At 35.2% G+C, this 13752-nt stretch carries 13 protein-coding genes and 1 pseudogene; 9 read left to right on the top strand and 5 right to left on the bottom strand.

Translation table 11 applies throughout. The features are described 5' to 3' along the window. Positions 1-152 precede the first annotated feature (152 nt). Positions 153-929, bottom strand: a complete 777-nt coding sequence (locus EGI22_RS06305; protein ID WP_255067202.1) for an enoyl-CoA hydratase/isomerase family protein — start codon at positions 927-929, stop codon at positions 153-155. A gap of 519 nt (positions 930-1448) precedes the next feature. On the opposite strand from EGI22_RS06305, the gene rsgA reads away from it, so the two are divergent. The 3 genes from rsgA (at position 1449) to EGI22_RS06320 (ending at position 4320) form a co-directional block, all read left to right on the top strand. After that, on the top strand, positions 1449-2375 hold the full coding sequence (rsgA, locus tag EGI22_RS06310; RefSeq protein ID WP_255067206.1) for a ribosome small subunit-dependent GTPase A: 927 nt from the start codon (positions 1449-1451) through the stop codon (positions 2373-2375). A 275-nt stretch (positions 2376-2650) separates the two neighbouring features. Beyond that, positions 2651-3382 (top strand): GNAT family N-acetyltransferase, encoded by a 732-nt coding sequence (locus EGI22_RS06315; RefSeq protein ID WP_255067207.1) that lies wholly within the window; start codon positions 2651-2653, stop codon positions 3380-3382. 89 nt (positions 3383-3471) lie between these two features. After that, positions 3472-4320, top strand: coding sequence for a DMT family transporter (locus tag EGI22_RS06320; protein WP_255067208.1), 849 nt, complete (start codon positions 3472-3474; stop codon positions 4318-4320). On the opposite strand, the gene EGI22_RS06325 is transcribed toward EGI22_RS06320, so the two are convergent. The 3 genes from EGI22_RS06325 to EGI22_RS06335 form a co-directional block, all read right to left on the bottom strand. Further along, positions 4313-5026 carry a glycoside hydrolase family 25 protein gene (locus EGI22_RS06325; protein WP_255067209.1) on the bottom strand — a complete coding sequence of 238 codons (714 nt, stop codon included), beginning with the start codon at positions 5024-5026 and terminating at the stop codon, positions 4313-4315. The two genes, EGI22_RS06320 and EGI22_RS06325, sit on opposite strands and share 8 nt — an antisense overlap. A gap of 146 nt (positions 5027-5172) precedes the next feature. After that, positions 5173-5418: a type B 50S ribosomal protein L31 gene (locus EGI22_RS06330; RefSeq protein WP_255067212.1), complete on the bottom strand. Its 246-nt coding sequence runs from the start codon at positions 5416-5418 to the stop codon at positions 5173-5175. Between the two features lie 78 nt (positions 5419-5496). After that, on the bottom strand, positions 5497-6579 hold the full coding sequence (locus EGI22_RS06335; RefSeq protein ID WP_255067213.1) for an aminotransferase class V-fold PLP-dependent enzyme: 1083 nt from the start codon (positions 6577-6579) through the stop codon (positions 5497-5499). 102 nt (positions 6580-6681) lie between these two features. On the opposite strand from EGI22_RS06335, the gene panD reads away from it, so the two are divergent. The 4 genes from panD (at position 6682) to EGI22_RS06355 (ending at position 10683) form a co-directional block, all read left to right on the top strand. Beyond that, complete coding sequence (gene panD / locus EGI22_RS06340; RefSeq protein ID WP_255067215.1) at positions 6682-7032, top strand: aspartate 1-decarboxylase; 351 nt, start codon at positions 6682-6684, stop codon at positions 7030-7032. A gap of 8 nt (positions 7033-7040) precedes the next feature. After that, the gene (locus EGI22_RS06345; RefSeq protein WP_255067217.1) at positions 7041-8027 is read left to right on the top strand and encodes a lysylphosphatidylglycerol synthase transmembrane domain-containing protein; all 987 of its coding nucleotides are present in this window, start codon (positions 7041-7043) and stop codon (positions 8025-8027) included. Between the two features lie 65 nt (positions 8028-8092). Continuing rightward, the gene (locus tag EGI22_RS06350; RefSeq protein WP_255067218.1) at positions 8093-8557 is read left to right on the top strand and encodes a (2Fe-2S)-binding protein; all 465 of its coding nucleotides are present in this window, start codon (positions 8093-8095) and stop codon (positions 8555-8557) included. After that, positions 8554-10683 carry a xanthine dehydrogenase family protein molybdopterin-binding subunit gene (locus EGI22_RS06355; protein ID WP_255067221.1) on the top strand — a complete coding sequence of 710 codons (2130 nt, stop codon included), beginning with the start codon at positions 8554-8556 and terminating at the stop codon, positions 10681-10683. The genes EGI22_RS06350 and EGI22_RS06355 overlap by 4 nt, the downstream gene beginning before the upstream one ends. A 73-nt stretch (positions 10684-10756) precedes the next feature. On the opposite strand, the gene EGI22_RS06360 is transcribed toward EGI22_RS06355, so the two are convergent. Next, entirely contained in the window at positions 10757-11476 is a 720-nt protein-coding gene (locus EGI22_RS06360) for a head GIN domain-containing protein (RefSeq protein ID WP_255067222.1), read from the bottom strand. Positions 11477-11710: 234 nt separating this feature from the next. Here EGI22_RS06360 and EGI22_RS06365 point away from each other — a divergent pair, with 234 nt between their 5' ends. After that, positions 11711-12955: an MFS transporter gene (locus tag EGI22_RS06365; protein ID WP_255067224.1), complete on the top strand. Its 1245-nt coding sequence runs from the start codon at positions 11711-11713 to the stop codon at positions 12953-12955. Positions 12956-13110: 155 nt separating this feature from the next. Next, positions 13111-13752, top strand: a pseudogene (locus EGI22_RS06370) (hypothetical protein); the annotation flags it as partial.

The following is a 13752-nucleotide window of genomic DNA, read 5'->3' on the forward strand; positions in this document are numbered from 1 at the left end:
AAAGCTAATTTATGAAAACGATATATTCTTTAAGCTTATTCTTCCTTTGTTTTATAATTTATACTTATTAAAATCCAAAAAAATATTCTGAAAATTTAATTATTTAATAATATTCGAAAAATTGATTCTTTGAAATAAAATATACATTTGTATTATTTGCCTTTGAAGTTGGCTTCTCGTTTTTGCAAAAACGCCATGACGCCTTCCGCAAAGTCATGACTGTGGCCGCACTTTGTTTGCCCTTCTGCCTCTAAATTCAAAACACCCTCTAGGTCATTTTCGAACGTTTTATTTAAGATTTGCTTCATTAACCCGATACTTCTAGTGGCAGAATTGGCATAAACATTTGCTAATTTTTCTACTTCTTCTTCAAGTTTGTCACCTTCTACGGCCTTGTTTATCAGGCCAATCTGTTCGGCTTCTTCCATAAATACTTTTCTGCCTGTGCTGCAAAGCTCGAAAGCTTTCAGTGTACCTATCATTCTTGGTAAAAAATACATAGAGCCAGCATCTGGCAATAAACCTATTCCAACGAAAAGTTCGGACATATAGGTAGTTTTATCTGCAATGATTACGTCGCATGCAAGCACCAAAGACATACCTGCTCCAGCTGCTATTCCGTTTAGTTTGCATATTATAGGTTTTTCTAAATTTCGCATGCCTGTTATCAGCGGATTGTAGGTGGTTTTTAAAACTTCACCTAAGTTTGGATTTGAAAGGCCTGATTTCAAATCTGCACCCGAACAAAATGCCTTTCCATTTCCACCTGAAATGATAACCACACGAATATTCTCGTCATTTTTGCAAATATCGATTGCTTCCGTAAGTTCTAAAAGTAAAGTTTGGTTTAAGGCGTTATAAACTTCTGGCCTATTGAGTTGAATATAAGCCTTTTGCTGGTTTATATTAAAAAGTATGGTCTGAAACATTTGATTTTTATTTATGATGAAAATCAAATTTCGACAATTAAATCAGAAAAATAAAATTAAGAGAAAGGCAAAAATTAGGGAAACGTTATATAATGGCAATAGGGTTCTACCTGCTAATCTTTGAGTTTAGCACAAAAAAGCTTAATGAGTTTCGATTTTGATAGCTAATCATTTGTAAATCGAACGGTAAGGAGATTGGTTAGGCTTGTCTTTTTTGTTTCCTAAAGATAACACCACCACTCCAACAGCCACCGCTGCTAATCCGAATAATACCCCTTTTTTCATCTTATTTTTTGTTTTTACAAATAACGGAATTCTTTCAAAAATTGTTATAACAAGTACTTAAAAAATCCTTAAAATCTTATTTTAAGGTAAAAATTTTAGAAATTGTTAATTCTAGTTAGATAAGTGCAAATATTAATCCATAAATGAATATTTTATTAAAATATTTATTAAATGGCTATAATTTTATTTTAAGAAAAATTTAAGCTAGTTTTGTTAAGGTTTAAATCACAAAATTTGGAAAACAAACTAGGAACAATCTTTAGGTCGACGGGAAGCTGGTATGAAGTGGAAGATGAGCAGAAAAACGTTTTTTCTTGCAGACTTAAAGGTAAATTTAAGATTAAAGATTTGAAAGTAACCAATCCACTTGCGGTTGGTGACAAAGTGATTTTTGATTTAGATGATGATAAAGTTGGTATCATAAAGGAAATTCTTCCCCGCAAAAATTATATTATTAGGAAGTCTGTTCACAAAACCGCTCATGGGCACTTATTAGCCTGTAATATTGACCAATTGGTTCTAATTGCTACGCTTGCTAGCCCAAAAACTTCCTTAGGATTTATTGATCGTTTTTTAGTAACTGCTGAGACTTTCAGAATTCCTGTACTAATTGTTTTCAATAAATTTGATCTTTTAAACAAAAAAGGAGTGGAATTTCAAGATGCTTTGATGGATTTATATATTCATTTAGGCTATGATTGTATTTCTACTTCTACCTTAACCGAAAAAGGAATTGACCTTTTGAAATTGAAATTAGAGAATAAAGTTTCTTTGATTTCTGGACATTCTGGCGTTGGTAAATCTACTTTAATAAATATTTTAGCTCCAGATTTGGATTTGGCAACTTCCGAAATATCGACTTTTGCAAATAAAGGCGTTCACACTACTACTTTCTCTGAAATGTTTGAGCTTCCAAACAAAACCTATATAATAGATTCACCTGGAATTAAAGAGTTGGGTTTGGTAGATATTGCCAACGAAGAGCTTGCTCATTTCTTTCCGGAATTCAGAGATTTGTTGGGTCAATGCAAATTTCATAATTGCTTGCATATCAATGAGCCCAAATGTGCTGTCAAAGATGCAGTAGAGGAAGGACTGATTTCAGAAAGTAGATACATGAGTTATTTGAGTATGTTTGAGAATGACGACAACCGTCGATAAAGATTTATTTTAAATCGTAACAATTTATTAACAAAAAATAAGTCTAATAATTATTGTATGATTTGAATTCATTCTATATTTGCATCGATTTAAACAAAAGATGATCAAAATTAATCTTCCAATATCGCCATTCCGACGAATGAGGTCCGCAAGGACCCAAGCATGAGGCATTTTGCTTATAAGCGAATCGCCCTTATTCTTTTCAATTAATTTTTTCATATTTAACAATTGCGGATACACCGTCTCCATTAAGGGTCAGCCCCTGTCAAATGACGATGAGTACAATAGAAAAAAGTATTATTGGCAATTATATAGTTCAAGTAGCCGATGAAAAACACTTGAATTACGCGGAAGAGATATGTTCTGAAATGGAACTTAGTGCAAAAGCCCGTGGAACTGGTATCGCTAAAAGATCCCCAGATTATATCCGTCTTAAAATGAAGGAAGATAAAGCTGTAATAGCTACTACTTTAGACGGAGAATGGGTGGGTTTTTGTTACGTCGAAACCTGGGAACATGGCAAGTTTGTAGCCAATTCTGGACTGATTGTTCATCCAAATCATAGAAAAAGCGGTATCGCAACTTCTATCAAAGCTAAGGCATTTAATCTTTCTAGAAAAAAATACCCTGAGGCTAAGATAATAGGCTTGACAACTAGCTTGGCCGTAATGAAGATCAACTCTGAATTGGGTTATTTGCCTGTGCCATTTTCGGAGCTACCCAAAGACGATGAGTTTTGGAAAGGCTGTTCGAGTTGTGTGAACTTCGATATTTTGAATAGGACAAATAGAGCTCATTGCCTGTGTACGGGAATGAAATATGATGCCACAGAAGTAAAGACCACAATTTCGAATGGCAAGAAACCTGAGTTTTGGGATTTTATAAAAGAATCAAGCATTTACGAAAGGTGGATGAGTATGAAACAAAGAATATTGCTAAGAAGAGAGGAGAAAAGTAAAAAAAAAGCTCTCAATCGTCCAGTGAAGGTGCTGGAACCGATGGTATAGTAAAAAACATAAAAGGCCGAATTGAATAAAACCCACTTTACGTGGGTTTTACTTTTTATGCGATGAAAGAATATATAAAATTACATTTTTTGATAATCCTCCTGAGTTTTACCGGAATCTTAGGGAAACTTATTGAGGCTAACACTTTAGCTGTAGTTTTCTATCGGACTTTGGTGGCTGCTTTTGCTCTTTTAGTGATTTTAAAATTCAGGAAAGTAAATCTTAAATTAAACTTTAAAGATTTTTCGTTTTTAAGTTTTGTCGGGATACTTCTCGGCTTACATTGGTTATGTTTTTTTGGCTCCGCTAAAGTATCTACTGTGGCCATCAGTATGATTACATTTTCAACAACTTCGTTTTTTACAAGTATTTTAGAACCCATCTTTTTTCGAAAAAAAATAGTGATTAAAGAGCTGATTTTGGGAATGTTAGCCGTGGTTGGAGTCGCTATTATGTTTAGTTTTGAATCAGAATATTTTCTAGGAATTACCCTTGGCTTATTTAGTGCATTCTTTTGTGCTATTTTTACAATTTTCAATTCCAGACTAACTTATAGATTTGATAGCCAATTGATTAGTTTTTATGAATTAAGTGCGGCTTTTGGAGTTTGTCTATTAGTTTATCTTTCATTTTATACCAAAAGTGACCTAGTGATGAGCAAGCAAGACTGGCTTTGGTTAATGATTTTGGCATTGGTTTGCACAGTTATTCCTCATGCTCAGATGATTAAAATCATGAAAAAACTGAGTGTTTTTACTGTAAATCTAAGTTTAAATTTAGAGCCCGTTTATGCAGTGGTTTTAGCTTATTTTATTTTTGGTGAAAGTGAAAAAATGACCAATCAGTTTTATTTGGGTGGAGTTTTGGTATTACTTTCTGTGTTTCTTCATCCGCTTATAAATAAAAAACAAGTTTCTGAAACACCATCACTTACTTGATTTTGAGTTGATTGAACTCCTTTTTTGAATCTTTAAAAACATTGAAATCTACATAACCTTCTATGCCATTTACATGTGCTTCTTCGCTTAATTGCCAGAAAATCCATTCTTTTCCCACCCTTGGCTTGCCCATTTTGGTATAGTGTGCTACCCAAAGCGGATATTCGTCAAAATAGCCTTCAAGGTGGTTTTGGTAAAAATTCGCATGCGTATATATAATTGGCTTTACGCCATATTTTCTTTCGATTAATCTTATGAAGGTTTTGAGATTTTTCCTGATTTTTTCATCAGATTGGCCATATTCGTTTTCCACATCAACCACAGGTGGTAAATCTCCTGTTTTTAGACTTACAACTTTTGAAAAAAGATTGGCTTGAGCAATGGGATCTTTACTTGCCACAAAAAAATGATATGCACCTATAGTTAAACCTGCACTTTTTGCTCGCAACTTGTTTTGAAAGTATTGATAATCAACAGTTTTTGTTCCTTGAGTTGCTTTTATGAAAACGAAATCAACTTTTACATTTTCCACTTTCATTGCTTTTACAGCCTTCCAGTTTATGATTTGTTGGTATCTCGACACATCAATTCCATGGATGTCATAATTGCTCGGAATGTATGTCCCAAAAGCTTTGTATTTTATATAACCAGCCTTGAATTCTTTGTAAAAGTAATAGGAGAGATAAATCAAAAATGGACTAAGCAATATTAGACCAATTTTAAAATACCTTCTAGTGGATTTTGAGGGTTTCTTTTTTCTATATGTAGGTTTTTTGGCCAATGGTTTAAGTTTTCAATAAAAAAGCCCTTTCGAAATATCGAAAAGGCTTCCTTAATAATTTTTCTACGAAATTATTTTTTTCCGTAACGTTTGTTGAATTTATCAACACGACCTGCGGTATCTAATAATACGTTTTTGCCAGTATAGAATGGGTGCGACTTAGAGCTAACCTCGACTTTACAAACAGGGTACTCTTTTCCGTCTTCGAATACAATAGTTTCTTTTGTTTCTACGCATGAACGGCTTAAGAATTTGTCGTCAGAAGTTAAGTCCCAGAATACTACTTCTCTATAATTTGGATGAATATCTTTTTTCATTTCTCTATTGATTAATATCTAATTATTCCTCGATTGGGCTGCAAAATTAGGAGTTTTTATTTTGAATTCCAATATTTTCTAAAACTTTTCAAATTCTTTTATCAAATTATCAATTTGTTCAGGACTATTGGCTATAAAATTCGATATTCTTATCTGGGTATCTTTACCAGATCCATAGCCCGCACCCACTATCATATTTTGCTCTTTTAGTTTTTGGATTATTTCAGCAGAAGGTCTTTCTGTGTTTATTACAGCCACGGTTTTTGATCTTAAGTTTTGGTTTTCCACGGCTGGAGAATATCCAGATTTTTGCTCAAAATATTTGTATAATTTCTTAGCTTTTTCTTCAGTTTCTTTTCTGATTTTATCTATACCAGTTTTGTTCATGTCTTCAGCTATTTTACCCAAAATATATATGCCCATCACGTTAGGTGTAGCTGGATTTTGATATTCTTTGGCGTTTTTCCAAAGTGTTGGCAAATCATGGTGTGCACCTAGGCTTTTGCCTTTGCTTTTCAAGATGTTTGCTTTTTCAAGGCATTTTTCATTGGCTATCCAAACTCCTAAACCCGCCGGCATGCCGAAACTTTTTTGAACAGAGAAAAAGGCTGTGTCGATTACAGTAAAATCCAGCTCAGGTATCGGTGCAGAAGAAACCATGTCCACTGCCAAAATTTTATTATTATTACTTCTTTTGAGCTTATGAATGTCCGCTTCACGCATTTGCACGCCTGTTGAAGTTTCATTTTGAGTAGTACAAATAAGCTCCGCAAACTCTGGAACTTCGACTTCACTGTAAACAAATCCTTCACCTAAAGGCTTCTTTAAAACATTTGTATGTTTTTGAAGCATTTGTGCATATTGGTAGAATTTTTCCGAAAAAGAGCCATTTACCAAATGAAAAGATTCATGTTCAACAGTACTCAAAATCAACTTTTCCCAAATCTCAGAAGCGGAACCTGTAAACATTATGGCATTTTCAGAAGGAATATTCATCAAAATTCGCAGCTGCTCATCAGTATGTTGATATATTTTTTTAAACTGGCCACTCCGGTGCGAAATCGAGCCAATCTGTTGTTCTACAAACGCTTGTAGGTATTCTTCAAATTTCGGATACAATTCTGCTGGTCCTGCGGTAAAAAAAACTTGGGCTCTCGACATATTATTTTTAAATGAGGTGCAAATTTAATTAGAATTCTCGTTTAAATGTTAATTGGTAATTCATTTATATGGTTGTATTTTTGTAGAAAAAATAAAGATTGGATGTTAGTTAATGTATTCAAATCAAAAATTCATAGAGTTAAGGTTACACAGGCCGAGTTAAATTACGTTGGAAGTATCACCATAGATGAGGCCTTGTTGGAAGCTGCGGGCATTATGGAAAATGAAAAAGTGCAGATTGTAAACAATAACAATGGCGAACGCATAGAAACCTATGCCATAAAAGGTAAAAGAAATACAGGCATAATTTGCTTAAACGGTGCTGCTGCCAGAAAAGCTCAACCCGGAGATATTGTAATCATTATATCTTATGCTTGGATGACGCCTGAGGAGGCTTCTTCTCATAAACCCACCGTTGTATTTCCTGATGAAAACAATCGCGTAATCTCCTGATATTTTATATGAAAAAACTCTTACAATATGTCTTACCCATAGGCCTTGCAGTTGCATTGATGTATTGGGTTTTTAAAGGTATTGATATTGAGAGTATTTTAGAAAGTTTCAGAGGAGCCAATTATTTTTTGGTGTTTTGTGCCGCTGTTTGCTCATTTTTAGCACATTTTAGTAGAGCCATTCGCTGGAATATCATGATGGAGCCTTTGGGTTATAAACCATCGGTTAAAAATACCACCATTGCTGTTTTGATTGGTTATATGACCAATTTGGTTTTACCTCGAGCTGGTGAGTTTGCTCGATCTGCAAGTTTGCAAAAAAGCGAAAATGTGCCGTTTCAAGTATCTTTTGGAGCTGTAATAGCCGAGAGAATTATTGATTTGGTAGTTGCGATTGGTTTATTGGCCTTAAATATTCTTTTGGAATTTGACCGAATAAAAGGCTTAGCCATGGAGCTTTTTGGAGATAAAATAAGAAATCCTATTTTCTTACTTTCATCTCTTGGAATACTTGTTTTTTGTCTTGTTTCAGGTTTTTATCTTTTTGACAAATACAAAAATAGACTTTCTCAAATTGCTTTTTTTAAGAAAATTATTGATTTTTTAGATGGCTTAAAAAGTGGATTTTTAGGCGTTTTTAAAATCGAAAAATTTTGGCAGTTTTTATTTCACACCATATTTATTTGGGTCATGTATTATGTTGGGACTTATTTTTTATGCCAATCAATAGCCATCGGAAGTCAGTTGTCTCTTTTAGCAATTCTTACTATTTTAGTAATGGGTTCAGTCGGAATGGCAATTCCTACCATTGGAGGTTTAGGAAGTTATCATCTTTTAGTTGGGAAAATCGTAGTACTTTACGGTCTTACCAATCAAGAAGGAATCAATTTAGCTACATTTTTACATACCATGCAAGGACTTTTATTTGTCTTGGTTTTCGGACTTATAGCATTGGTTTTGAGTTTTTTGTCTACAAAAAAGAGCTCTAAAGCTTAATAAAGTTTTTTTTCAAAACAATTTGATGGTTTTTTTAGTAATTTCGATAATAAAACAATCGAAAAATGCCAGAATATTCATTAAAAATAAATGGAAAAAAGCTAAAAGTGGATGTCTCCGAAGATACACCATTGCTTTGGGTATTGCGAGATCATCTCAATCTTACAGGAACCAAATATGGCTGTGGAATAGCTCAATGTGGAGCTTGTACTATTCACGTTGACGGAATGCCCACTCGCTCTTGTATTTCACCCGTAACACTTGGGATTGGAAAAGAAATCACCACCATTGAAGGTCTATCTGAAAATGGAGATCACCCTGTACAAAAAGCTTGGGATGCCATAGATGTGCCGCAATGTGGATTTTGTCAATCTGGACAAATGATGACTGCTTCGGCTCTTTTAAAAGAAAATCCGAATCCAAATGATGAGGAGATTTCAATGGCTATGTCTGCACATATTTGCAGATGTGGTACGTACCATAGAATCAATGACGCCGTAAAACTTGCAGCCAAAATTCAGAAACAATGAAAAATAACAGAAGAGACTTTTTGAAAAACATGCTTTTGACTTCAGGAGCATTGGTGGTGGGATTTAAAACTATGGCTGCTGAAAATGCACAAATCATAGATTTAAATAGTTTGGGCGATGAACTATTGTCAAATGCATTTTTAACAATTGACAGCCAGAATGTTATAACGATATTTTCTCCAAATCCTGAAATAGGCCAAGGAATAAAGACCGCCTTTGCAGTAATAGTAGCTGAGGAATTAGATGTGGATTGGGAAAAAGTTGTGGTTAAGCAGGCCGATTTGGATACCAAAAGGTTTGAAAGACAGTTGACTGGAGGCAGTGGAGCTATAAAGCATTCTTGGGAAAGATTAAGAAAAGCTGGAGCAGCAGGTAAGTATGCTTTGGTGCAAGCGGCAGCTAAGAAATGGAATGTTTCTGCAAATAGCCTAAAAACTGAAAAAGGAAAAGTAATAAATGAAAAAGGAGAAAGCCTTACTTATGGCGAATTGGTTAATCTTGCTGTAGGAGTCACCTTACCTGCTGACATTCCTTTAAAGTCAACTAAAGACTTTACATTGATAGGTAAAACTATAAAAAGTGTTGATAATAAGGCTGTATTGACTGGAAAAGCCATTTTTGGAATGGATTATAAAGTTCCTGGAATGTTATACGCTCAGGTTATTCGTTCTAAAAGTTTTGGGCAAAAATTGGTAGATTTTGATGCTTCTGAAGCTTTAAAAATAGATGGAATAATTTCGGTAAAATCTTTTGGTGATAAAATAGCCGTAATTGGTAAGTCAAACTGGCCAATTATGAAAGCTAGAAAATTGGTAAAAATCAATTGGTCTGCTGAGAAAGAATTGGAAAGCGACGAAATGCACAATAGGATTTTCTCTGATTTAATGGTCAATGGTAAGTTTGAAACCCGTAGAAAAGATGGTGATGTGGAGCAGGCTTTTAAAGATGCTCATAAAATTATAGAAGCGGAATATCAATGTCCGTTTTTGAGCCATAGCCCAATGGAGCCTATGAACTTTTTTGCAGATGTAAAATCGGATTCCGTGAAATTGGTTGGACCAACGCAAACGCCACAATCTGCCCAAAATCAGGTGTCAAAATTGCTAAATATTCCTGTGGAGAATATTACTGTAGATTTGACAAAAATGGGTGGCGGTTTTGGTAGAAGACTAAATAACGATTATGCTTTAGAAGCTGCTGAAGTGTCGGCATTAGCTAAAGCTCCTATAAAGTTGCAATGGACTAGAGAAGACGACATGAACGGCGGAATCTATCGCCCTGCAGTTAGATATAAATTTAAGGCTTCTTTGGATAAGGCTGGAAACGTAACAGGATTTATGCTAAAAGGCGTTGGTTTAAATGCTGGGAACTCGACGAGACAGGACAATTTCCCTGTAGGGGCTATTGATAATGTTTTGGTAGAATCTGTTGATTATAAGTCAGATATAACCACAGGGCCTTGGAGAGCACCCATTACTAATTTCTTAGCTTATGCTGAGCAGGCTTTTATTGACGAAATAGCTTTTGCTGTTGGCAAAGACCCGGTGAAATTAAGATTGGAGTTGTTGAAAAAGGCCCAAGAAATGCCTGTTGGCAAAATCACTTACGAACCTGCTCGTTTTGAAAAAGTAATAACAACCGTAGCCGAAAGAGCCAAATGGGGAAATGCGAAAAAAGGAATTCATCAAGGGTTTAGTGTTTATTTCTCACACAATTCTTATGTAGCCCAGATCGCAGAGGTTGAACTAAAAAAGGGAAAGCCAAGCTTGAAAAAAGTGTTTGCTGTTACGGATTGTGGTATAGTAATCAACCAAAGTGGTGCTCGGAATCAAATCTATGGAGCCATAGTCGATGGTCTTGGACATGCAATGTACGGCAATTTGAACTTTGAAAACGGTGCTCCAAAACAAACAAATTTTGATCAATACCGAATGATTAAGTTTAACGAAGTGCCAGAAATAGACGCATATTTTGTTGACAACGGTATAGACCCAACAGGATTAGGTGAGCCAGCTTTACCACCAACGGGCGGGGCGTTGGCCAATGCCATTTTCAAAGCCACAGGCAAAAGGCTATACAAACAGCCATTTGCGATGGAAGATGAGAAAGTAGCGGAGATATTGTAAGTTTTTTAAATTTATAGTTTATAAAAAAAGAGGCAGGAGCCTCTTTTTTTATGCCTAATATTTTTATGAATTCTTACTCTTTCGTAACCTTACTGCCACCAGATAAATCCTCGGTAACTTTCGCGTCGCCTTTGTATTTCACTTTGCTGGCACCGCTCGCTTTTACAGATAGGGTAGTGGAGGCTGTAACTTCTGCTTTGCTGGCACCCGAAAGCTCCAAAAACACTTCTGTGCTATTTCCATCAAAAGCATCGAGGGTTGACGCTCCACTTATTTCTGCATCTATTTTCTTTACTTCCATTGGCAACACAATTTTAGAAGCTCCGCTAATATTGGCAACTAATGAAGTGATGGCATTATTTAATCTTAAAGTAGAAGCACCAGAAACTCTAGCGGTAAATTCGGAAAGAGTTCCAAAACCTGATATCTCGGTGTCAGATGCGGATTTTGCGTCAATCTCGGTGATTGTGGGTGTAGTTACCTCTATTTCCATTTTGTATCTTTTGAGTTGTTTTATTCTTATCCGCTTATTGTATCTGATATCTAATTTGCCATTGGTTACTGTTACTTCCAAATCATCAATGTCGTCGCCAGAGCCTTTAACAGATACTTTTGAGGCAGAGCCTTTTACAACAGTCACAAAAAATGCATTGTTAAGTTCGATTCTACTAAAATCGTCCACAGAGAAGTCTTTTGTGTCATAACCTCTCGGAGGTACACCGTTTTCATAAAGAATTTTGTCGCAGCTTGTAAAAACTAAAAGTGTTAAGAGAATAACCAGGTATTTTGTCATTGTTTTGTTTTTTGCCAATATTTTCTTGGCTTTTGTTATCAATATTTTCAAAAAAAATTAAAAGGAAAACTGTTTTACCTACAAATAGGATTTCTTTGTTTTCCAATAAAAAGTTTTTAAGCTATTAAACTTTATAATGAACAGAATTATTTTAATTCAATTGAAGTTTAATTGTTAAGAGCATGTTAAAGATGTGCTTTTAAGTGTAATAGTTGCTTCTGTATTCAAATATTTATGAACAAAATAGATCCTTATTCAGCCCTTCGATATCCCGAGTTTCGGTATTTTATAAGTGCTCAGTTGTTTTTTACTATTGCTATTTTGATTCAGGAACTGGTGTTGTCTTATTATTTATACGAGCTTACCCACGATCCACTGGCTTTAGGTTTGATAGGTCTTGCAGAGGCAGTTCCTTTTATTTCTTTGGCACTTTTTGGTGGGTATATGGCCGATAGGTTTAACCGTAAAAAGATATATTTATGGAGTTTTGTAGTAGTTTGTATAGTGACATTAATCTTAATTTTTGGACTTACGGATGCTTTTTTCTTTAAAATTGATGAAAAACACCAACCTTGGGTCATTTATTTAAGTGTCTTTATTTTTGGTATAGCCAGAGGATTTTATAATCCATCTTGGTCTTCTCTTAAACCATTTTTAGTTCAACCCGAACATTATTCAAACTCAGCTTCATGGAGTGCTCAGTTTTGGCAAGTTGGAAGAATCGCTGGTCCTGTCTTAGGTGGATTTTTATATGCGTACGTTGGATTTATAAATTCCCTTTGGGTAGTTTTTGGTCTATTTATTCTTACGATTATTTTGGCTTCTTTTATATCAAAAAAGGAAATAAAAAATCAAACGAAAGGAAAACTTTTGGAGAGTTTGAAAGAAGGTTTCGTTTTTGTAAGGCAAAACAAAATCCTTTGGTATAGTATAGTCTTAGATATGTTTTCGGTGTTATTTGGAGGTGTTATAGCCATTTTGCCTGTTTTTGCGAAAGATATTCTAAATGTAGGAGCCGAAGGTTTAGGTTTTCTTAGAGCAGCACCAGCTGTGGGAGCTGTGCTAGTGATGTTAGGTACAGCTTATTTTCCACCTACCAATCAAGCTTGGCGAAATATGCTTTTGGCAGTAGCAGGTTTTGGTGTTGCCACTTTAGTCTTTGCGGTTTCTACCAATTTCTACCTTTCTTGTTTTGCATTGTTTTTTACTGGAGCATTTGATAGCATTAGTGTGGTTGTTAGGTCTACCATTTTGCAAATACTTCCACCAGATCACATGAGAGGTAGGATAAGTTCGGTAAATGGAGTTTTTGTAAGTACATCAAATGAATTGGGTGCGTTTGAGTCTGGTTTAGCAGCTAAACTGCTAGGGACTGTGCCTTCGGTATTATTCGGAGGCGTGATGACATTGGTAGTCGTAACGTATATTTATTCCAGATCTAAAGAACTGTTTTCAGTAAAATTGGTCAGAGAAGGTTGATTACTTCTCACCGCTTGACTTTGACACCTATTTTTTCAAAAAGCTCTCAGATGAATACCTGAGCAGGGTTTTGGCTTAATTTTCAAAAAATTGTAGAGAGCCGATTTGGTTTTTAGGTATTGACTTTCAGTGTCTTACGGTTGTAATTTTGCATTATGGCTTATTTGAAAGTTGAAAAGAAAGAATCGGGTACTTATTTACGCATTTTGGAGAGTTATCGAAATGCTGATGGTAAACCAACGTCGAAGGTTTTGTACTCTCTTGGGAAGGTCGAAGATTATAAGCCTGAGGATCTTCGTAACATTGGAATCAAGTTTTATGAATTAGGCGGTGGTGACTTGAAAGCCCTTCTCGAAGGCGAATTATTGGAATTAGGCCGGTACAATTATGGTTACCAAAAGGTATTCGGCTATTCCCTTGAGCATTATGGCTTAAAGTCATTATTAGATCGTATTCAGAAAAAGAGTAAGCTGCAATTCAGCCTATTTGATAGTGTTTTTTTGATGCTTTTGGAGCGTCTTCAAAGTCCTTGTAGCAAACTCAGTAACTTTCAGCACCGAGAAGAATATGTAAATCTACCCGAACTATCCTTACATCATCTTTACCGAGCCTTGGATAAATTGGCTCAAAACAATGAACTCATCCAGCAACAAATCTTCCAAACTGGTCGCGATCTGTTCAACCAAAGTTTAGACGTAGTCTTTTACGATGTAACCACTTTTTACTTTGCCAGCGAAGTAGAGAAAGAAGGTGAACTCCGACAAATGGGTTTTGGAAAAGATGGCAAAATAGGTAAA

The organism is Lacihabitans sp. LS3-19, from assembly GCF_024343575.1.
GTDB lineage: Bacteria > Bacteroidota > Bacteroidia > Cytophagales > Spirosomataceae > Leadbetterella.